The organism is Bradyrhizobium ontarionense, assembly GCF_021088345.1.
Lineage (GTDB): Bacteria > Pseudomonadota > Alphaproteobacteria > Rhizobiales > Xanthobacteraceae > Bradyrhizobium > Bradyrhizobium ontarionense.
Map to the genome: position 1 here is coordinate 420,231 of NZ_CP088156.1, position 20,804 is coordinate 441,034.

Sequence of the window (20,804 nt, forward strand, 5' to 3'; positions counted from 1 at the left end):
TAGCAGTTCTGTAAACTATTCTGGATATGCCTATCTACCCCAAGGGATGAGGAAACGAATGGACCAACTGCCGGCTGATTCTGAACGTGCACTGCCGCCCGGTTGGGTTTCTGTCCGCGTCGATCAGGTGGGCGAGGTACGGCTGGGTCGACAACGGTCGCCTGACCAGGAATCTGGTGCATATATGACCAGATACGTTCGTGCAGCTAACATAACTCCCGCTGGCATGAACATCTCAAATCTTCTTGAGATGAACTTCACGCCAGCTGAGCGCGAGGCGTTCGGTCTTAAGCCGGGTGACGTTTTGCTAACCGAGGCGTCGGGCAGTGCCTCTCAAGTTGGAAGAGCCTCGATTTGGCGCGGCGAAGTCGAGCCATGCTGCTTTCAAAATACAGTGATCCGGTTTCGCCCGCATCTGACGACCTCTGAATACGCGCTCGTCGTCTTTCGGCACTATGCGGCGGCTGGCGTGTTCGCAGGCGTAGCGCGGGGTGTGGGCATTCAGCATTTGGGCGGCTCGCGTTTCGCTGAGATTCTTTATCCGTTGCCGCCGCTGGCTGAGCAGAAGCGGATAACTGAGGTCGTCGACGTACGTCTAGCCAACATCAGAGAAGCGGAAGCTCGTCTTCGGTCTGCGCTTGGACATCTGAAAGAGCAGGTGCGCGAGATCTTAGCGGCGGCCGCAGCTGGCGAACTGGTGCCGCAATCGCCGCAGGCGGCTGAACCGGACCGAGCTCATGCGTCGTCAAGATCGAGGCAGATTAGCCTCTTCGAGAATGAGGCAGTATCCGCCCAGAAAGTCCTGGGACTTGGCGGTACTGTGCCGGAAGGATGGCGATGGTGTCGTGTCGAGCAGGCTGGACAAGTTACATTGGGGCGACAGCGCGCGCCGAAGCACGAGCGGGGGCATAATATGCGACCCTATCTTCGCGTGGCAAATGTCTACGAAGACAGGATTGACACGTCCGACGTTCTCCACATGAACTTTGAGCCGGAGGAAGTCGCCATCTACGAGCTGCGGGACGGCGATGTTCTTCTCAATGAAGGGCAGAGCCCGGAACTAGTTGGTCGTCCAGCGATTTACCGTGGAGAGGTGCCGGGAGCGTGTTTTCAGAATACCCTGATCCGCTTCCGTTCCGGCGACGAGATTGAGCCGGAATATGCGCTATTCGTATTTCGTCACTACATGCATTCGGGGGTATTTCGTAAGATTGCGCGATGGTCGACAAACATTGCTCATCTAGGATTGGAGCGGTTTAGATCTCTTCCATTTCCAATACCCCCCCGTGGTGAACAACGGCGTATTGTCGCCGAAGCTCGTCGCCGACTTGAGGCTGCGGCTTCCCAGATGCTAGCCATTGAAGCCTCGCTTGCGCGAGTGCCCGAGTTTGAGCGAGAATTGTTGGCGGCAGCGGTGGCAGGCGACTTAGTGCCGCAAGACCCAGGCGACGAGCCGGCAAGCGAGCTGTTCCGGCGGCTGGGTCCCCCACGCAAGACCGAAGCGACATTACCCCAGTCGAGTCTAAGAGCCGATATTATGTCAAAGAGACGCCCTCGCCCGACGCAGCAAGCTGAACCGACACCTGACTTGGCGGCTGTGTTGCAGAAACACGGTGGATCTTTGCCTATGCCAGAGCTATTTGCACAGGCAGGGTACAATCGTGACCTGCCCGAACACGTCGAACTCTTCTATCTCGCACTGCGTAAGGCGCTCGGAAAAACTATTCGTTTGACAGGTGAGTCTGCAGAGAACGCGGAACTTGAGGCCAATGCGGCTTAACACCGTCAGGATCGGCTCGTTCAAGAATCTACGAGATCTTTCCGTCGATTTTGACGAAAGGTCGTCCTACACTGTTCTCGTCGGTGAGAATGGCGCAGGAAAGTCAAACCTGATTGAAGCGTTGACGCTAATCTTCCGTAATCTCGATCTCGATGTTGAAGCGCCGTTTGATTACGACCTGAATTACGAGTGCCGCGAAAGCCATATTGAGATCCGCGCCAAAGCGGACGAGTTTCCGACCTTCCGGATCAAACGGGCGGGGGAGACTGAGTATGGTGAACTTCCTCGTAAGACCTTTATGACAGAGGATCGAAATGGTCGCCCGCACTATCGTCCGGCATTTGTGTTTGGGTATTACTCTGGCCCAAGCGATCGCTTGGCAGTTATATTCGAGAGGCATCGCGAACGATTTTATAGCTGGATCATAAAATCACCTGAACAGCGAGGAAAGGCGATCAGTGACCCGAATGCGTTGCGGCGTCTCTTCTATGCCCAGACGTTGCACGGGCAGTTCGCCCTAATTGCGTTCTTTATGGAGGCTAGCGACGCCTCGAAGGAAGATCGCGATTTCCTTCGCGAGCATCTTCAAATCGAGGGTCTAGATAGCGTGCTCTTCGCTCTAAAAGAGCCCCCTTGGAAGCGCAAGGGCGGAGATCCTAGGTTCTGGAATGCGGTCGGAGAAGTCCAGCAGTTTCTCAGTCGGCTATATCAACAAGCGATGCTTCCCCTACGTATGCCGCGGCGCATTCCAGTCGATTTGACAAAGAATCCCATCGTCCAGAGTCTCTATCTGTTTCTGTCTAGCGCCGAGGCGCTCGCGGATGTGTACCGTTCATATGGTGACCAGTATGCTTTTTTCACGGCGCTTGAGAGTATGCACCTGTCCAAGGTGTTAGCCGAGGTCCGTACGCGCGTCAAAATGAGCGCGGGGGCAGGAGGCGGAAACGTCACGTACCGCGACCTGAGTGAGGGCGAGCAGCAGTTGCTGTTGGTTCTTGGCTTGTTGAAATTCACAGCCCGAGACGAAGCTTTGTTTCTGCTTGACGAACCAGATACCCATCTCAACCCAGCTTGGAGTACGCAGTACCTAGCTTTCTTAGATCGTTTCATTAAAGGTCGTGATAGCTGCCACATTGTGATGTCTTCGCATGATCCGCTCGTATTTGCTGGGCTTGAGCGGGCCCAGGTGCGGATTTTCAGGCGGGACGACAAGGGACGCGCTGTTGCGGAGCTACCCGAACAAGATCCGCGAGGGATGGGTGTCGCAGCGATCCTGACCAGTGATCTCTTTCGCCTTAAGACAACACTCGATACCAAGACTCAGGCTGCCTTGGATCGTCAGCGCGTGCTCGCCATGAAAGAGTCGCTGACGCCGGAAGAGGAGGCTGAGCTTGGCCGGATTAGAGATGACCTGCGCGGCCGAGGCTTTGACTTCACAATTCGGGATCCTCTCTATCAGGAGTTTCTGAAAGCGTGGACCGCGCAGGAAGATCCAGCTTGGCGCGATGTGGTAGAGTTGACGCCTAAGCAGCGCGCGGCTCGAGGGAAGCTAGCAGCGCGGATCGTAGAAGAACTGCGTCGGGAGGCGGGTGGATCCTGATAGATATGCGGTTCATCGATCTTGAAGCCATCCTTCCGAAAATTCGGAGCCTTCTATCGGACCTGCAGATCGCGCAGGACGCGACCCTCGCGGAGCCGGACCCCAAGCGCCGCGCGCGGATTATTGAGGCCAATCAACAAAGTTGGACGGCTCTTCGAGAGGCATTTGAGCAGGCTTCGTCTGACAAATGCTGGTACACAGAGTGCAAGTGTCCCGGCGCAGAGAATGACATCGATCACTTCCGTCCCAAGGGAAAGGTACGCGAGGATCGGACCCATCCGGGTTATTACTGGTTGGCATTCGATTGGAGAAACATGCGGCTGAGTTGTCAGCGGGCCAACCGACCACGCATCGCTCCTGGCACACGTATCGCCGGGGGAAAATCCACTCACTTTCCACTTTTGCCGACGGGAATTCGGGCTCGGGGACCTAGTGACGATCTTGCTCTGGAGCATCCTGCCCTTCTTGATCCGACGGACCCCGGTGATCCCATCCTTCTGACGTTTAGGCCGAATGGGGAGGTTGACCTGTCTCCAGAGTTCCGAGGCAACGCGGTCGCGGAGGCGAAAATTGAGGCGAGCCGACTCGGTCTGCACTTGAATTGGCCGAAGTTTGTCGAGGGACGTTTAACGCTCTACAATCTCGTAGAGCGAGCAATAGAACGTGGATGCCGAGAGGCGCCGGTTAATTTCGAAGGTTGGCCAACGGCTAGCGAAGCGTTCAAGGATGCTATCCGCGACCTCAAGAACTACATGGACCCGCGGGCCGAGTACTCGGCCGCGGCCAAAGTTTACGTTGAGTCGTTCAGGAATGTTTGGTGGGTAAACGACGTGGTTCTAAGGCTTTGAAATGACGGACACGAGCGCGCCTGGCGCACAGGCCTTAGTGCGGAAGCTCTGGCATTATTGTAACGTGTTGCGAGACGACGGTCTTTCGTACCCGGATTATGTCGAGCAGTTGACGTATCTACTATTCTTGAAAATGGCTGACGAGCAAGCCGACCGGGCCATACCAAGCAAATATTGTTGGCGTTCCCTAGTTCGCCTAGAGCCGGACGAGATGCACGCGCACTACGGCCGCATTCTATCGGCGCTCGGTGGGCGCAAGGGTATGCTTGGATTGATCTTCGGCAATGCAAAAAACAAAATTCGAGATCCGGGGAAGTTGCGCTTACTGATCGTCGACCTCATTGGTCAAACGGAATGGACGGGGTTGTCGGATGATCTGAAGGGTGACGCCTACGAGGGCTTGCTTGAAAAGAACGCGCGGGACACCAAAAGCGGAGCGGGGCAGTATTTCACGCCACGTCCTCTCATTGAAGCTATTGTTCAATGTGTGAACCCGCAGCTAGGGGAGATGATCTGCGATCCGGCGTGCGGAACGGCGGGATTCCTTTTAGTAGCTCATGATTACCTGCGGAAGAGCAATCCGAAGATGACGGCGGCACAGAGGAAAAATCTTGCCACCAGGTCCATTCGCGGAGTGGAGCTAGTGGAGGAAGTTGCGCGTCTCGCAGCGATGAATCTACTGCTGCATGGCGTCGGCGGTAACGATGAGGATGAATTGCCGATCGAATGTGCGGACAGCCTCAAGGCACCCCCGGCTCGGCAGTATGACGTCGTGCTTACGAACCCTCCATTTGGAATCAAAGGCAGTGTTACATATTCTAAAGGAAGCTCAACACGTGCTGAGGACGGCCTGACGATCGTACGGCCCGACTTCTGGGTTCAGAGTGCTAACAAGCAGCTTAACTTTATGCAGCACATTGTGGCCCTTCTGAAACCTGGCGGGCGGGCTGCAGTGGTTGTTCCAGACAACGTGTTGTTCGAGGGGGGCGCTGCGGCTTCCGTGCGCCGCCGGTTGGTGGAGAACTGCTGTCTCCATACGATTCTAAAGCTGCCGCCCGGGTTGTTCTATGCTGCAGGTGTAAAGTCGAACGTCATCTTCTTCAGCAAGCCGAAAAAGATTGGGGCAGTTAATAATCAACGTCTCTGGGTGTACGATCTTCGTTCAGATAAGCGATTTTCACTCCGCACGAGGCCGCTACAGAACGAGGATCTGCGAGAGTTCGTAAGTATGTACTTCGATGCTGCACGCAAAGATGGCGAGCGAAGCCGTTCATTCGACGTCAAACGTGTGCTGAGCGATCCTGATTGCCGCTTGGATATGACCTGGGGTGATCCTGCCAATCGACCGCGAGCACCTGGTCTGGCGCGCTTGGATGAACTTTCGAGATTGGTAGCCGACGATCTTTTGCGTGCACTCGCGTTGATAGCGAAGCCGAACGGGCAATAATTCTTCAGCGGAGAATGACCAAAATCTCGGCGTCCATGCAATCTACCCGACGGGCAATCTGCGCATGTCGTTCATGCGCAAGTTGCCCGTCGTGCCAGTTTGTCGCAGGTATCGTCGCTTGCGTCGTCGGGCAAATCACCTCCACATTTCCGGCCATCCCGGCTCGCTGAAGAGGGACGTTTCGCGATCGTCACGAGCGTCGAGTTGGGGAGGCGATGGGCGTGTTGCTCTGCAGCCGGGTGTCACAGCCCGTGCCGACGAACGGAGCGAGGCGACGGCGAAATGGTGTGGTCCTGGCATCGCGGTGCTGATGCCAAGCCGGCGGTGATGATGATCCGCCGGTGACGGGGGCAAGACAGCCGATCCCCGGGGAGAGCGCCTATAACCCGTCAAACCGTCGCGCAGGGAAGGCCGGATATTGGGCTGAACCTGTGGTTCTGCCGCGTGCTTTTTGTTGCACGCGGACCGCGGGTATCAGTCGATACCCGGCCTTCCCTGCGCCTCTTCTTCGGAGGAGAGGTCGACTGATCGCAAAACTCGGGCGCAGGCCGCCGCGAGATGGCTCAGTCATGCCTGCTGTTTGAAACGTGGAGAAAGGGTTTCGTGGCGATGTCCCGCGCTGGTGTGGCGCAGAATCGCCCCATCCACGCGGTCTCACCTATATCGTCAGCCGGGTGACGGTGCATGAAATGGCGGCCGTTGATCCAAATGAGCAGCATACGGTTTAGTGCGCCGTCACCGCAATCAAACTAAGCCGCAGCGATCTTCGGCTTGCGGGCAGGGTCGTTCTCGATCGAATCCAGGATAGCCTTCAATCCTTTCTCAAAAATACCGTTCAGTTCGTCGAGCGCCAGATGCGGCACGACCTGCCGCGCCAAGGGATAATCGGCGAGAAAATCCGGATCAGGGAGTTGGAAATCGCTGCGTCGGGTCGCTTCCCGGGTCGCCATCTCCGCCATGCCGGCCCCGTTCATGAAATAGCCGAGGAGGCGGAAGGCGGCGGCAATGCCGTCCGGCGGCAGGCCCGCGGCACCGAAGATCGAGAACACTTGTTCCAGGATCGGCAGGGTTTCCCGCGAATTGAAGCGCCGCCCCGCGAGCAGCGGATAGGCCCGCGGATGGGTTCGCGCAATCGCGATATAGCTCCTGGCGATCGTCTCCAGGTCGCCGCGCCAGTTCTCGCTCGGCTCGGGAATGACGATCATCGCGGCAAGCCGAGCCGTCACATCGTCAAGCAGCGCATCCTTGCTCGGCACGTAGTGATAGAGCGACATGGCCTGCACGCCGAGGCTCTTGCCGAGCGCGCGGGTCGAGAGACGGTCCAGCCCGTCCTGTTCGATCAGGTCCAGCGCCTTGTCGATTATGGCGTCGCGGGTCAGGTTCAAGCGCTTGGCGGTCACTGCAACGCTTCCCCTTTACAGCGTAAACTTTTGCTGTACCTTACACTGTAAGAATTTTTGGGGATAGATCAATGGTTGCGATTACGGGCGAACAGCGGGCAGCCGAAGCCATCGAGGTGAAGGCATGGCAGGACTTGTTGGATGTCATGCCGGCTCAGCTCAAGACCGAGATCGGTGGTGATGGCCGGATCGTCGGCGGCGCGCTTGTGATCAGCGCCAGGAACGTGCCGCTTGTCACTTTCAACCGCGTGATCGGGCTGGGCCTCGAACGGCCGGTCGAGCGCCACGATCTCAGAGAGATCGCGCGGCAGATGCGGTCTGCCTCGGCTCCGGTGGCGCAATTGCAGATCGCGCCGTTCGCGCTGTCGTCCGGGTTGGAGGCAGATCTCGCCGACGAAGGGTTTGGCCGCGCGCCGACCGTCTGGGCGAAGATGGGCCGCCGTACCGCCCGCCCGCCGGTCTTCGACACCGAATTCACCATCGACTTGGCCGGGCCAGCGGATGCGGAGCTCTATGCCGATACGGTGCTCGCCGGCTTCGGGATGCCGCGCTCCTTCTCGCCCTGGCTCGCCGCCTTGCCGGGACGGGCGGGCTGGCGCTGCTATCTCGCGCGCGCGGCGGGCGAGACGCTTGCCGCCGCCGCGCTCTACCTCGACGGCGACAGCGCCTGGCTCGGCATGGCCGCGACACTGCCCACGAGCCGCAAACGCGGGGCGCAGAGCGCGCTCATCGCCCGGCGCATCGCCGATGCGGCAGCACTTGGCAAATCCTGGGCGTTCACCGAGACCGGCATCCTCGACGGCCCGAACCCATCACTCGCCAATATGGAGCGCGCCGGCTTCGAATGCCTGCATGAGCGGACGAACTGGGTGCTGAAAGGCTGGAGCCGCTGACAAACGCGCTCTCAGGTGACAATGCACTGATCGTCCACCGGCCACGGTCGGCGGCTCCCGACTTCAAAACGCCCCTTGAAGTATCCGGCCGTTGGCCCTCCGATATGACGAGCAAGCCGCAACGTAGGATCGCGCAGGAATAGGGGGCGGGCAGCGGGCATGGCCGACATCTATGACCCTGACTTCGTGAAGGGTGTATTCGATCGCTGCTCGGATCGGTACATCACCTTCAGCCTGATCTGCTCGTTCGGCTTTACCGAGCGCTGGCGCCGGCAATGCGTGGCGGCGATGCCCGCCCTCGGGACGGGCGCCCGCGGCTACGATCTGATGGCCGGCACCGGCGAGGTCTGGCCGCATCTGTTGAAGCGCTTCGCTGATATCGCCGCGATCACGGCTGTCGATATCTCCTCCGGCATGCACCGTCGCGCGCTGGCGCGGCTGCACACCCACCGTGCGCACCGCATCGACTTCATCGAGGATGACGTGCTGGCCAGCGACCTGCCGGCGGAGAGCGCGGACTTCGTCATCTCGACCTTCGGGTTGAAGACATTCAATCCCGAGCAGCATGCGCGTCTCGCCGCGCTCATCGCCCGCGTGCTGAAGCCCGGCGGCGTCTTCTCGATGATCGAGGCGTCGGACCCGAAAGGCTGGTGGCTTCGGCCACTGTACCGGCTTCATCTCAAGGTGGTCCTGCCGCTCATCGAGCGCATCTTTCTGCGCGGCGCCCAGGACTTCGCGATGATCGGCACGTACAGCACCAATTTTGGCAGCGCCGCAGGGATCGCAGCCATGCTGCGCGAGCAGGGGCTCGAGGTGAAATATGTGAAATACTTCTTCGGCTGCGCCACCGGCGTCGCGGGCCGCAAGATCGGATCGGCTCCGTAAACCCTCGATGGATGCGAAGGCGCGCGGTGAACCGATATCTCATTCAGTGCATTGTCACCGGAGTGCTTGATCATGACAGCCTTACTTCAACCGCTCAGTTGGGCGCCCGGATTGACGCTGGACCGGCATACTCATCTTCTCGGGATGGGCGTTGCCGCCGCCCTGCCGGGCGCAGCATGGGCGACGCCGTCGTCCTCCACGCTGGCCTCGCGCTCTTTCAGCACGCCTCGTCAAACAACGCACTACGTCGAGAGCGGGCCTGCCGGCGGGCCGTTGATGATCTTCCTCCACGGTTGGCCGACCATCAGTCTGATGTGGCGCGCCCAGATGGACGCGTTCGCCGCCGACGGCTGGCATTGTGTCGCTCCCGATCTGCGCGGCTTCGGCGGCTCTTCCGCGCCTGCCGCCAACGACGCCTACACGATCAGGGACATCGTGGCAGATATGACGGAGCTCCATGATCATCTCAGCGGCAAACCTGCGATCTGGGTCGGCCACGACTGGGGCGTGGTCGTGGTCGGTCAGCTCGCTGCGCATGCGCCGGAGCGCAGCCGCGGCGTCGTGCTGACCTCGCTGGCGTATCAACCCGATGGACATGCCCTGCGGACGCTCGTCCCGCTGGTCGACCGTACGATTTATCCCACTGATCAATATCCGGATGGTCAATGGGACTATTACCGCTATTACACGACGCACTTCGAGGAGGCTGTCGCCGACCTCGATGCAGACAAGGCAGCATCGCTGGCGTCGATCTTTCAACCCGGTGATCCCGCAGGTATCGGCAAGGTTTCGCCAAATGCCTTGGTCACGCGCAAGGGCGGGCGCTTCGGCGCCGCGCACCGCGCTCCACCTACTCAACCCAACCCGGCTCTCTGGCCACCGGCGGACTTTGGCGTGCTGGTGCAGACATTCGAGGCTCACGGCTTCCGTCCCTCGTGCGCGTGGTACATGAATGACGATGCGGACATTGCCTACGCTCGCGAGGCGCCTGATGGCGGCCGGCTTTCGCAACCCGTGCTGTTCGTCAACGGCGACTACGATCAAATCTGCACCATCACCGGAAATCACCAAGGCGACCCGATGCGCGCGGCCTGTGCCGACCTCACCACGACGAGCATGCCCTCCGGCCATTGGCTGCCGCTAGAACGCAAGAGCGATCTCACTCAGGCCATCCGTACCTGGCTAAAGACCAAAAACCTTTGATGGCGGCAGCAGGAAGGTGACAAGCGCGGGGACAGTGCAATAGATGGCGGCTGTTGATCCGAATGAGCAGGATACGATTGAGTGCAGCGTCACCGTAATACCTTCGATCACGCGTGGCGCGCATCAACCCGCGGTCCTGGCGGCCGCTAACGGCAAGAATATCGTATCTACGATTTCGACAATCAGCTCTTTTGAAACAGGCATGCGCGTCATGATCAGTTCGTGGCGGAGAAGATCGAGTGGCAGCGACGATATGCGGGATGTCAATCTGCCCTGATCCAGTTCCCCTCGCGCGACGCCGCGCCGTAGCACCTGTTCGAATTTGTTCTCGCCAACCAAACGCGCCCGAAGATCGGCGATGCTCGAATTGGTCTCCGCAAAATAGTCGTTCATGGTCAGAACGACCTTCATCACGGTGCTGGCGCCTCGTTCCGAGAGCTTTTGCAGAATGAGGATCAATTCGTCCCGCACGTTTCCGAGGTCGGGCATCTCGACGGGATGAGTCCTATTGTAATGCGCTAGCGCAGCGACGGCCAGATCGGCGCGGCCCGGCCAACGGCGCGCCAAAACCGGCCGACTCGTTCTCGCCCGCTTCGCTACCGCTTCCACCGTGAAGCTGGAATATCCAGCTTCCAGCAGTTCGGCCCAAGCGGCGTCAAGGATTGCTGTCTCGAGAGCGTCCCCGCGTCGCCGACCTTTATTCGCTTCCACGCCGCCCTCTTTAAGATGCGCGAGTGATTCTAATTGACGCTCCTGCGTCGGAGCTATAAGAACGATCTATGCATCTTATTTGGTTTGCGCGCAACCTGCCAGTCCAAGCCGGTCCGTTGATTGACCAGGAGGCCGAATGACGAAGGTGGCGATACTCGACGACTACGCCGGCGTCGCCCTCGACCTCGCCGACTGGTCGTCGGTGCGGGCCAAGGCGGACGTAACGGTTTTCGACCGTCACCTCTCCGAAGATGACGCCGCGGAGGTGCTGCAACCGTTCGACGTGATTTGTACCCTCCGGGAACGGACGGCCTTTCCGCGCACGCTTATCGAGCGGCTGCCGAACCTGAAGTTCATGACAATCGTCGGCATGAGCCTGGCGAACCTGGACATGGCTACCGCAACCGAACGGGGCATCCTGGTGGCCCATCCGGACTTCGCCAACCCCGCATTCGCAGCCGCCGGCGCCGCCGTCCCGGAACTGGTGTGGGGATTGACGATGGCGACCGTGCGCAACCTGGCCGAAGAACATCGGCGCATCCGCGAAGGCGGGTGGCAGGCCTCGGTAGGCACGACCCTCCACGGCAAGACGCTCGGCCTTCTCGGTCTCGGCAGGAGCGGCAAAATCATAAATGGATACGCAAAGTTTTTTGGGATGGAGGTCGTCGCCTGGAGCCAAAATCTGACCGCTGAGGCCGCGGCGGCGGTCGGCGCGCGCTGGGTCGAGAAGGAGGCTCTCTTTAGAGAAGCCGACGTGATCTCCATCCACTTGGTGCTGTCGGAACGCACACACGGCCTCGTCGGGAGACCAGAGTTGGCCCTGATGAAGCCAAGCTCCTATTTGATCAACACTTCCAGAGGCCCGATCGTCGATGAGGCGGCCCTCATCGCCGCGCTCAAAGCAGGACAGATCGCCGGAGCAGGGCTGGACGTCTATGACGTCGAACCTCTGCCGTCCGATCATCCGCTGCGATCGCTGCCGAACGTCACGCTTTCTCCTCACCTCGGCTACGTCACCCGCGAACTTCTCGCCGCCGTCTATTCGGACGCTGTTGAAGCCGTGGCGGCGTGGCTCGACGGAAAGCCCATTCGGATCGCGAACCGCGAAGCGCTCGTGGAACGATCGGCCGCAGAACAAGACGGGATTGCAAGACATGTGTGAGAGAGCGGTCAAGACCGTCCTAATATCAGGCGCCAGCATTGCGGGGCCTGCACTGGCGTTCTGGCTCGCCCGCTATGGCATCGATGTAACGGTCGTTGAAAAGGCCTCGTCGTTGCGCGGCGGCGGCTATCCGGTCGATGTCCGGGGCACGGCGATCGAGGCGGTGGAGCGTATGGGCTTGTATGCGCAGATGCGCGCGGCGCACGTCGACACGCAGAGCATCGGCTTCGTCGAAGCCAACGGCGCAGTGGTCGCGAAGATCGATCCGGAAGCGATCACCGGCGGCGTCAGGGGCAAGGATATCGAGATCCGCCGGGGCGAAATCGCCACGACCTTATATACCGCGACGAAGGACACGACGAACTACAAGTTCAACGACTCCATTGACGCTCTGCAGGAGCATGCCGACGGCGTAAACGTGACATTTGTCAGCGGAGAAACCGGGACCTACGATATCGTCATTGGCGCTGACGGCCTGCATTCGAACACCCGAGCGCTGGTCTTCGGTCACGAGTCGCAATTCGAGCGGTACATTGGGTACTGCTTCGCCGGGTTCACGATCCCGAACACCTTCGGCCTCGATCGCGGCGCGCTGGCCTATGCGCTTCCAGGAAAAAATGCGGTCATCTATGCGACCAACGATGGCGGTCCGGCATTCGCATTCCTCGTCTTCAAGTATCCGACCTCGCCGTTTCGGAAGAGCCTCACCGACGCGGATAAGCGCGATCTGACCGCCCGCATGTTCGAAGGGGTCAATGGGTGGATCGTGCCGCAAATGGTGGGGGCGATGCGAACAGCCAAGGACCTGTTCTTTGACTCGGTCAGCCAGATCTACATGCCGGTCTGGTCGAAGGGGCGCGTCGTGCTCGCCGGGGACGCTGCGCACGCCACCTCTTTCATGTCGGGCCAAGGATCGAGCATGGCGCTTGTCGGCGCCTATGTCCTGGCCGGCGAGATCGCGACCAAAGCCGACTACAGCTCTGCTTTCGAGTCCTATGAGAAACTGGTGCGGCCCTTCGTCGAGATGAACCAGGCCCTGGTCGATAAAGGCAAGCGCACCATGATTCCGGACACCCAGGAGGAGATCGACGCCCGCAATGAGATGTTTCGGAAGATGGCGGCCGAGGCGGGAGGCAAGGTTCTTGAGAAGGATAGCTCCCGTCTGATTCACAGCGCGCTGACCTTGGCCGACTATGGCTGATCGCAGCCCTGCCGCGCCCAGAGCCAACGCCCCACGCGCGCGCTGACCAAAAATCGCAATCCGCCTAGCGGCGTCGTCGAGCGGCGACGTACGCCTCGGGGGCGGAATGGGAGTTACGGTGGCAGTGCACTAAACTCTTTGGCTCCCTGTCCGGTTCTCAGCTACGTGGATTCATGGCAGTGGCGTAGGTCATCTCCGCTTCCTTAGCGAGAATATCAGAGGCGCGGGCGAGCAGAGAGGCCGTATAGGGCTGCGCGAAGTGGAATTCGAGCGCGGCATGGGACACCCAGGTCTCATAGACGATCCAAATGTTGGGATCGTTGTTGTCACGATGGACGATGTAACCAAGACAACCCTCTTCCCGGGTCGTTGGCGCGATCATCGCGCGGAGGCTCTCGCCGAGAGTTTCGCTATGCTCGGGCTTGGCCGTCAGCCGGGCGATGAGGGTGAGCTGGGTGGTCATGGTAGTCTCCTGGTGCGAACGATAAAGATCGACGTGATTGCCGGCTCTGCCGGAGCGCGGCCGGGCAGATACCGGTTTGGGGGAAGTCCGAGGATGATGCGGACTTGGCGCGGTCTAGACGTGCAAAGATGGCTTGGCTGGGCTCAGCGAACGGTGGCCATCACCAGCCGGTCGAAAGCGCGGTCGCCGAGCCATTTGCGAATGCCCATCATCAGCTTGGCATATCGACCTGCCGAATAGCGGGTCTTTGGCTTGCGGGCCGCGACAGCCTTTGACACCACATCGGCAATGACCTGGGGCGAGGAGCCGCCGCCCTCGCGATAGCTGTTGGCAGTGGCCTTGGCGACTTTCGCCGCCAGTGGGCCATAAGCCGTCTTGCCGGAGAACTTCATCATCGGTCCTTCAACGACATTGCCGAAGTTGGTCTGGATGATGCCTGGTTCCACCACAACAACGTCGATACCGAATTGCTGCAGTTCCAGGCGAAGGCTGTCGGAGAGGCCCTCAAGCGCGTGTTTGGAGGCGTGGTACCAGGCGCCGAGGGGCGTATAGATCTTGCCGCCCATCGAAGTGATGTTGATGATCTTTCCGGCGCGCTTCTGCCGCATGTAGGGAACCAGCAGCTGAATCAGCGCGGCAGCCCCGAACACGTTGACTTCGAACTGGTAACGGGCATCGGCGAGCGGCACATCTTCGACGGAGCCATAGAGCCCGAAGCCGGCATTGTTGATCAAAAGATCGACCCCGCCGAAGCTCTCGGTGACCGCGGTGACTGCCGCGAGCCGGCTGGCCTCATCCGAGACGTCCAGTTCGATCGGGTAGGCGCCCTGATCCTTGAGCCCGTTCATCTGCTCCAGACGACGGGCGGCGACGATGACCGTCATGCCGTCCTTGATCAGCCTTTCAGCTATGACCTTGCCCATGCCCGACGATGCGCCGGTGACCAGGGCGACTTGCTTTGCGTTTGCCATTTTAATCTCCAGAGTTTCGGGCGGATGCCCTTGCTGATGGAGATCAATCTGGCGGTTTTCTCCGACCCTTTCAAAATCGCATCGCGCCAATCATCTATCTAAAGATGCCAATCCGTTATCCGCCTTACAGCGGCGTGGTGGGTGTTAATGTGCCTGCATCCTGCGCGCTTCAGCTGGGGTCAGGCCCGTCCACCCATGGAAGGCTCGATAGAACGAGTTCGGCTCCTTATAGGCCAGGAGATAACTGACCTCTTCGACGCTGAGGTTGTCTTGCGCGAGATACTGTCGGGCGAGTTCCGAACGTGTCGAGGCTAACACGGTCTGGAAGGTTTCGCCTTCCTCCTTGAGCTCGCGCTGCAGGGTTCGCTTCGACATGGCCAGGCGTTTACACATGGCTTCGATACTGGCATCCCCCGCCGGTAGCATCTCGTGCAGCGCGCGCTTGGCTCGTATCGTCGTCGGAATATCGCCGGTGCGTTCTTCCATCTCCTTGCGCAGTTGCCTCTCGAAAGCGGGCCACGCCTCGGAGTTGTCGGTGATCAGCGGAAGACCGGCATGCTCCGCCGCGATGGTGAGACTGGCGTTTGGGCCAATCTCCGGATCACACGCAAGGAAGTCGATCGTCTCGGACCCGGCATTCTTCAACTCGGGCAACCGCACCTTTAGTGGCCTGATCATCTCGGCGGTGTAGCACCGCATGCATTCCAGCAAGTAGAGGGCCTCGAACCAGACAAATTGGGCTGGCGCTGGCGTCATTGGATCGACCGAACCAATCGCAAGGTGCAGGCCGCCGGCGTCCTCTGTCACGTCGATCCGCATGGGCCCCATCAATGGCTTGAACAGCGAGAGGCGCTGGAAGCCGGTGCGGACGTCAGGTGACGAGGAGAACGAGAACATCGCAGGGGTGAAGGGGGCATGGGCGAACAGCCGAGCGAGATGCAAGGGCAGATCATGTCTGTCGACCTCCACGCCAATAGCCGTCCACAGATCGAACGTCTGAGACGGAGTCAGTCCTTTACCTTCATTAAGGAGGAGATCCGTCGGTAGCCCAGCGCGGCGAAGAGCCTGCTCAGCAGAAAAATTCAGAAGCTTGGACAGCTGCTTGAGGGACTTGGCCATGGGGTAGAGTCGTGTCGTCATAATTGTTCGCCTTTTTCGTATGGCGCATAATCACAAGCACGGCACAGGTATGCTCGCTAGACGCTTCCGACGATTTGGCGCGTTGTGATAGAATTTTGGCATATTCCGAGAATGCAAGTGTGACGTGGTGCGGGCAAGTTCTTTTCAGGCGCGACCCGAAAGGAACCCAAATGTCAAAGACCATCCTGATTTCTGGTGCCACCTCAGGCCTCGTAAGGGCGCAGCCCGCGAATTGGCTCGCCGTGGCCATAAGGTGCTGGCGGGTGTGCGAAGCGTTGAGAAAGGCGAGGCGTTAAGGATCGATGCCACCGCAGCTGAGGTTGATACCGAGCCCGTTTTACTCGTCCCCTGTATCGAGGCGGCCCCTCGGGGCCATGATGGAGGCGTGGGAATCCATAATCCTTATTCGTGATGACGACGACGTGGATGGCCGTGACGCGCACGGCCATGACGATGACGAGAGAGGCGAGGTCACTCACTGACACGCGTTCGCCGTGCGACTGACCATCTGCCCGTCGTGCCAGTTTGTCGCAAACTCATCACTTGCGGCGTCGGGAAAATCACCTCCACATTTCGGCGCATCCCGGCTCGCTGAAGAGGGACGTTTCGCGATCGTCACGAGCGTCGAGTTGGACAGCGATGGGCGCGTTGCTCTGCAGCCGGGTGTCACAGCCGGGCCGACGAACGGAGTGATGCGACGGCGAAATCGTGTGGTCCTGGCATCATCCCGGTGCTGATGCCAAGTCGGCGGTGATGATGATCCGCTGGTGACGGGGGCAAGACAGCCGGTCCCCGGGGAGAGCGCGTATAAGTCGACAGACCGTCGCGCAGGGAAGGCCGGATATTGGGCTGAACCTGTGGTTCTGCCGCGTGCTTTTTGTTGCACGCGGACCGCGGGTATCAGTCGATACCCGGTCTTCCCTGCGCCTCTTCTTCGACGAAGAGGTCGACTGATGGCACAACTCGGGCGCAGGCCGCCGCGAGATGGCTCAGTCATGCCTGCTGTTTGGAACGTGGAGAGAGGGTCCGTGGCGATGTCCGTCGACGCATCAGGACCGCAACAGCGTGCGACGACGGAGAAAGCCTGTTGACCATCACCTCGCCCGTGGCGATTGCGGCCGGCCGCGACCGTCAGGCGTCGAGACGATGGCCTTGCGGGCGGAGGTGCAAATTCCGGTGGTCTGGTCCGACGGTCCGAGTAAGATACCCGAGGGAAGAAACGCAGAAGGCTCGGCGCAAACCGGGCCCGGTGAGCGCGTCCAACGAGCAAGTCCACGGAAGAGGGAGCATGCGATGAGGATGATCAAGGGACCGGGCATCTTCCTGGCCCAGTTCGCCGCGGATGCGGTGCCGTTCAACTCGTTCGATTCGATCTGCGGATGGGCGGCCTCGCTCGGTTACGAGGGAGTCCAGATCCCGACCTGGGATGGCAGGCTGTTCGACCTCCACAAGGCCTCGGAATCGCAGGACTACGCTGACGAGATCAAGGGGATCGCGGCGCGCCATGGACTAGGTATTACCGAGCTCTCGACCCATCTGCAGGGCCAGCTCGTCGCCGTTCACCCGGCCTATGATGCGGCCTTCGACGGTTTCGCCGCGCCGGAGGTGCGCGGCAATCCGAGTGCGCGCACGAGCTGGGCTGTCGACCAGGTCAAGCGCGCGATCGTGGCGTCCAGGCGTCTCGGGCTCACCGCGCACGCGACCTTCTCCGGCGCGCTGGCCTGGCCCTACATCTATCCGTGGCCGCAGCGTCCGCCTGGCCTGATCGAGGCCGCGTTCGACGAACTCGCAAGGCGCTGGCTGCCGATCCTCGACCATGCGGAGGAGAACGGGGTCGATCTCGCCTATGAGATCCACCCGGGCGAGGACCTGCACGACGGCGTCTCCTACGAGATGTTCCTGCAGCGGGTGAACAACCACAGGCGCGCAAATCTGCTCTACGATCCCTCGCACTTCGTGCTGCAGCAGCTCGACTACCTCGCCTACATCGACATCTATCACGAGCGGATCAAGGCCTTCCACGTCAAGGACGCCGAGTTCAATCCGACCGGGCGCCAGGGCGTCTATGGCGGGTTTCAGAGCTGGGTCGACCGCGCCGGCCGCTTCCGCTCGCTGGGCGACGGCCAGGTCGATTTCGGCGCGATCTTCTCGAAGCTGACGCAGTATGACTACGCGAGCTGGGCGGTGCTCGAATGGGAGTGTGCGCTCAAGCATCCGGAGCAGGGCGCGCAGGAGGGCGCAGAGTTCATCAAGAGCCACATCATTCGGGTGACCGAGAAGGCGTTCGACGATTTCGCGGGCTCGGGCGCAGACGACATGGCCAACCGCAAGATGCTGGGCCTGTCCTGAGCGGAGAACGAAAATGGCGATCGAGGCAAGCAGTGCAGCCGGTCGACATGACCGTATCCGGCTGGGAATGGTCGGAGGCGGGCAGGGCGCCTTCATCGGCGCGGTCCACCGTATTGCCGCACGCATCGATGACCAGTTCGAGCTGGTGGCCGGTGCGCTGGCATCCGATCCGATCCGCGCCAAGGCCTCGGCGAAGGAGCTCGGCTTGGCCTCCGATCGCGCCTATGGCTCCTTCGAAGAGATGGCGAAGGCCGAAGCTGCGCGGACGGACGGCATCGAGGCGGTCGCGATCGTCACGCCAAACCACATGCACGCTCCGGTCGCGAAGGCTTTCCTCCAGGCGGGAATCCACGTCATCTGCGACAAGCCGCTGACGACGACCGTGGCCGAAGCCGAAGAGCTGGTGGCGCTGGTGAGGACGACGGGCAGGGTGTTCGTGGTGACGCACAACTACACCGGCTATCCCATGGTGCGACAGGCCAGGGCCATGGTTGCAAACGGCGAGCTCGGCGAGATCCGGCTGGTGCAGGCCGAATATCTTCAGGACTGGCTGACCGAGCGGCTGGAGGCAAGCGACCACAAGCAGGCGGCGTGGCGCACGGATCCGGCCCGCTCCGGCGCCGGCGGCTGCATCGGCGACATCGGCACGCATGCCTACAATCTTGCCTGCTTCGTCAGCGGGCTCGAGCTCGACGAGCTGCTCGCCGAGCTCTCGACCTTCGTCGCGGGACGGCGCCTCGATGACGATGTCCAGATCCTGCTCAAGTGGAAGGGCGGCGCCAAGGGCATGCTATGGGCGAGCCAGGTCGCGGTCGGCAATGAGAATGCCCTCACGCTGCGAGTCTACGGCAGCAAGGGCGGACTCGAATGGGCGCAGGAGAATCCGAACCAGCTCTGGTTCACGCCGCATGGCCGGCCCAAACAGCTCCTGACCCGCGGCGGCGCCGGCGCCATCGGCGATGCGGCCCGCGTCACCCGCGTTCCCTCGGGCCACCCCGAGGGCTACCTCGAAGGCTTCGCGACGATCTATGCCGAGGCCGCGCGCGCCATCCACGCGGCGAGAGCCGGCGTGAAGCCCGATGCTGACGTCCTGTTCCCGACCGTCGAGGATGGCCTCGCGGGGGTGAAGTTCATCGATGCCGCAGTGAAATCCTCGGCCGCCAAAGGCGTGTGGGTTCGCATGAGGTGAGCCGCGATGAAACGCGAATGCCTGCCTGCGTCTGATCCTGAAGGCGTCCGCACGACCGGACGCCTCGCCTCCGATCTGCGGCCGACAGACCTGAATCCGATGCTTGGCAATAAGCTGGACAACGTCCTGCACGCAGGCGATCCAGTCTCGCGCACGATTTTGGTGCTGCGCGAGGTGGCCGTGATACGGCGCCTTGTGGTCCCCGCGGCAGTAGATCGCGACCTGCCATCATACGCTGAGCTAATAGCGTCGCAGTCCAGCCAAGAAGCTGGGCGTCGTCGAGCGGCGACGCGCGCCTCGGGGGCGGAATGGCGACGGCTCCCAGGAGGATCGCGGTGGTGAGCAGAGGCCGTCTCATGTCCTGACATCCTGATCGCACCTTCAATTGACCGTCGTCGGCGACAGGCTGGATCTCCAAGGATTGTTCCGGCATCGCGACCCGGGATTGCCTTGGCCATGGCCTAGGGCCAGCCATGCCGGCAGGTGTTGGCCGCGTTAGCAAATAGTGGCAATTTATGCTCCCCAGTCGTGGAGCGATCCGATGGCATCTGTCGAAAAGCTGAGCGTTGCGCTGACCAATGAGCAGGTCTCGGCTCTCAAGACGGCCGTCGAGTCCGGCGAATATGCCACCACGAGCGAGATCGTCCGGGAGGCGGTGCGTGACTGGCAGTTGAAGCGCGAGTTGCGGCAGGAAGACATCAGGCGTTTGCGGCAGGCATGGGACGAGGGCGTTGCCAGCGGCTCTGCCGGCAAGGTCGACATGAAGCAGTTGCGCAAGGAGGCTCGCGACCGGTTGAAGGGGGCGAAGAAAGCCTCCGGCCATGCCGATTGAGCTGATCTGGTCCAATTAGGCGCGGGCCGATCTGATCGATATCTATCTGCTGATCGGGCTAGAGCAGCCGGCCGCCGCCGAACGCTATCTCGATCGTATCGAGACGAGAGTCGAGCTCTTGAGATCGCAGCCACGAATGGGCGTCCGCCGCTCCGATATCAGGCCATCCATGCGCACGCCGACGGCCCGTCGTGCCAGTTTGTCGCAAACTAATCACTTGCACCGTCGGGCAAATCACATCCACATTTCCTGTTATCCCGGCTCGCTGAAGAGGGACGTTTCGCGATCGTCACGAGCGTCGAGTTGGGGAAGCGATGGGCGCGTTGCTCTGCAGCCGGGTGTCACAGCCTGGCCGACGAACGGAGCGATGCGACGGCGAAATCGTGTGGTCCTGGCATCCCGGTGCTGGCGCCAAGTCGGCGGTGATGATGATCCGCCGGCGACGGGGGCAAGACAGCCGATCCCCGGGGGAGAGCGCCTATAACCCGTCAAACCGTCGCGCAGGGAAGGCCGGATATTGGGCTGAACCTGTGGTTCTGCCGCGTGCTTTTTTGCTGCACGCGGACCGCGGGTATCAGTCGATACCCGGCCTTCCCTGCGCCCTCTCTTCAAGAGACGAGGGCCGAACTGATCCAAAACTCGGGCGCATCGCGCCGCGAGATCGCGACTTCACGCCTTCGCTGTTTGACACGTCAAGCAAATGCACCTGAGCCGTCGTGAGGACGCGGAC

The 20,804-nt window shown here is 60.7% G+C and carries 18 protein-coding genes; 13 read left to right on the forward strand and 5 right to left on the reverse strand.

Annotated elements, in window-relative coordinates; all coding sequences use genetic code 11:
• Window positions 1-58: 58 nt before the first annotated feature.
• The 4 genes from LQG66_RS01660 to LQG66_RS01675 are packed head-to-tail and all read left to right on the forward strand — an operon-like array spanning window position 59 to window position 5,675.
• Window positions 59-1,780, forward strand: a complete 1,722-nt coding sequence (locus LQG66_RS01660) for a restriction endonuclease subunit S (protein WP_231322708.1) — start codon at window positions 59-61, stop codon at window positions 1,778-1,780.
• On the forward strand, window positions 1,770-3,380 hold the full coding sequence (locus LQG66_RS01665) for an AAA family ATPase (RefSeq protein WP_231322711.1): 1,611 nt from the start codon (window positions 1,770-1,772) through the stop codon (window positions 3,378-3,380). The genes LQG66_RS01660 and LQG66_RS01665 overlap by 11 nt, the downstream gene beginning before the upstream one ends.
• Window positions 3,381-3,385: 5 nt before the next feature.
• Window positions 3,386-4,228: an HNH endonuclease family protein gene (locus LQG66_RS01670; protein ID WP_231322714.1), complete on the forward strand. Its 843-nt coding sequence runs from the start codon at window positions 3,386-3,388 to the stop codon at window positions 4,226-4,228.
• Between the two features lies 1 nt (window position 4,229).
• On the forward strand, window positions 4,230-5,675 hold the full coding sequence (locus tag LQG66_RS01675; RefSeq protein WP_231322718.1) for a class I SAM-dependent DNA methyltransferase: 1,446 nt from the start codon (window positions 4,230-4,232) through the stop codon (window positions 5,673-5,675).
• A 749-nt stretch (window positions 5,676-6,424) separates the two neighbouring features.
• Here the strand turns inward: LQG66_RS01675 and LQG66_RS01680 are convergent.
• Entirely contained in the window at window positions 6,425-7,075 is a 651-nt protein-coding gene (locus tag LQG66_RS01680; protein ID WP_231322721.1) for a TetR/AcrR family transcriptional regulator, read from the reverse strand.
• Between the two features lie 71 nt (window positions 7,076-7,146).
• Here LQG66_RS01680 and LQG66_RS01685 point away from each other — a divergent pair, with 71 nt between their 5' ends.
• The 3 genes from LQG66_RS01685 to LQG66_RS01695 all read left to right on the forward strand — a co-directional run bounded on the left by LQG66_RS01685 (window position 7,147) and on the right by LQG66_RS01695 (window position 10,056).
• Window positions 7,147-7,968 carry a hypothetical protein gene (locus LQG66_RS01685; protein WP_231322723.1) on the forward strand — a complete coding sequence of 274 codons (822 nt, stop codon included), beginning with the start codon at window positions 7,147-7,149 and terminating at the stop codon, window positions 7,966-7,968.
• Between the two features lie 159 nt (window positions 7,969-8,127).
• Entirely contained in the window at window positions 8,128-8,853 is a 726-nt protein-coding gene (locus tag LQG66_RS01690; protein WP_231322726.1) for a class I SAM-dependent methyltransferase, read from the forward strand.
• Between the two features lie 72 nt (window positions 8,854-8,925).
• Window positions 8,926-10,056 carry an alpha/beta hydrolase gene (locus tag LQG66_RS01695; RefSeq protein ID WP_231322728.1) on the forward strand — a complete coding sequence of 377 codons (1,131 nt, stop codon included), beginning with the start codon at window positions 8,926-8,928 and terminating at the stop codon, window positions 10,054-10,056.
• 123 nt (window positions 10,057-10,179) lie between these two features.
• Here LQG66_RS01695 and LQG66_RS01700 read toward each other — a convergent pair whose 3' ends face one another.
• Window positions 10,180-10,767: a TetR/AcrR family transcriptional regulator gene (locus LQG66_RS01700; RefSeq protein ID WP_231322731.1), complete on the reverse strand. Its 588-nt coding sequence runs from the start codon at window positions 10,765-10,767 to the stop codon at window positions 10,180-10,182.
• Between the two features lie 136 nt (window positions 10,768-10,903).
• Here LQG66_RS01700 and LQG66_RS01705 point away from each other — a divergent pair, with 136 nt between their 5' ends.
• Both LQG66_RS01705 and LQG66_RS01710 read left to right on the forward strand, forming a co-directional pair.
• On the forward strand, window positions 10,904-11,929 hold the full coding sequence (locus tag LQG66_RS01705) for a D-2-hydroxyacid dehydrogenase family protein (RefSeq protein WP_231322733.1): 1,026 nt from the start codon (window positions 10,904-10,906) through the stop codon (window positions 11,927-11,929).
• Window positions 11,820-13,130, forward strand: a complete 1,311-nt coding sequence (locus LQG66_RS01710; protein WP_231322735.1) for an FAD-dependent monooxygenase — start codon at window positions 11,820-11,822, stop codon at window positions 13,128-13,130. The genes LQG66_RS01705 and LQG66_RS01710 overlap by 110 nt, the downstream gene beginning before the upstream one ends.
• Window positions 13,131-13,287: 157 nt before the next feature.
• Here the strand turns inward: LQG66_RS01710 and LQG66_RS01715 are convergent, their stop codons facing one another.
• The 3 genes from LQG66_RS01715 to LQG66_RS01725 form a co-directional block, all read right to left on the reverse strand.
• Window positions 13,288-13,593 carry a putative quinol monooxygenase gene (locus LQG66_RS01715; RefSeq protein WP_231322738.1) on the reverse strand — a complete coding sequence of 102 codons (306 nt, stop codon included), beginning with the start codon at window positions 13,591-13,593 and terminating at the stop codon, window positions 13,288-13,290.
• Window positions 13,594-13,736: 143 nt separating this feature from the next.
• Window positions 13,737-14,654 (reverse strand): oxidoreductase, encoded by a 918-nt coding sequence (locus LQG66_RS01720; RefSeq protein ID WP_345778931.1) that lies wholly within the window; start codon window positions 14,652-14,654, stop codon window positions 13,737-13,739.
• 54 nt (window positions 14,655-14,708) lie between these two features.
• Entirely contained in the window at window positions 14,709-15,683 is a 975-nt protein-coding gene (locus LQG66_RS01725) for a helix-turn-helix transcriptional regulator (protein ID WP_231322740.1), read from the reverse strand.
• 1,314 nt (window positions 15,684-16,997) lie between these two features.
• Between LQG66_RS01725 and LQG66_RS01730 the strand changes: the two genes are divergently transcribed.
• From LQG66_RS01730 to LQG66_RS37375, 4 genes are all read left to right on the forward strand, one after another.
• Window positions 16,998-18,053 carry a sugar phosphate isomerase/epimerase family protein gene (locus LQG66_RS01730; protein ID WP_231322742.1) on the forward strand — a complete coding sequence of 352 codons (1,056 nt, stop codon included), beginning with the start codon at window positions 16,998-17,000 and terminating at the stop codon, window positions 18,051-18,053.
• A 13-nt stretch (window positions 18,054-18,066) separates the two neighbouring features.
• Entirely contained in the window at window positions 18,067-19,242 is a 1,176-nt protein-coding gene (locus LQG66_RS01735; RefSeq protein ID WP_231322744.1) for a Gfo/Idh/MocA family protein, read from the forward strand.
• A gap of 541 nt (window positions 19,243-19,783) precedes the next feature.
• Window positions 19,784-20,074 carry a ribbon-helix-helix domain-containing protein gene (locus tag LQG66_RS01740; protein ID WP_231322747.1) on the forward strand — a complete coding sequence of 97 codons (291 nt, stop codon included), beginning with the start codon at window positions 19,784-19,786 and terminating at the stop codon, window positions 20,072-20,074.
• 31 nt (window positions 20,075-20,105) lie between these two features.
• The gene (locus tag LQG66_RS37375) at window positions 20,106-20,558 is read left to right on the forward strand and encodes a type II toxin-antitoxin system RelE/ParE family toxin (protein ID WP_425601322.1); all 453 of its coding nucleotides are present in this window, start codon (window positions 20,106-20,108) and stop codon (window positions 20,556-20,558) included.
• Window positions 20,559-20,804 lie beyond the last annotated feature (246 nt).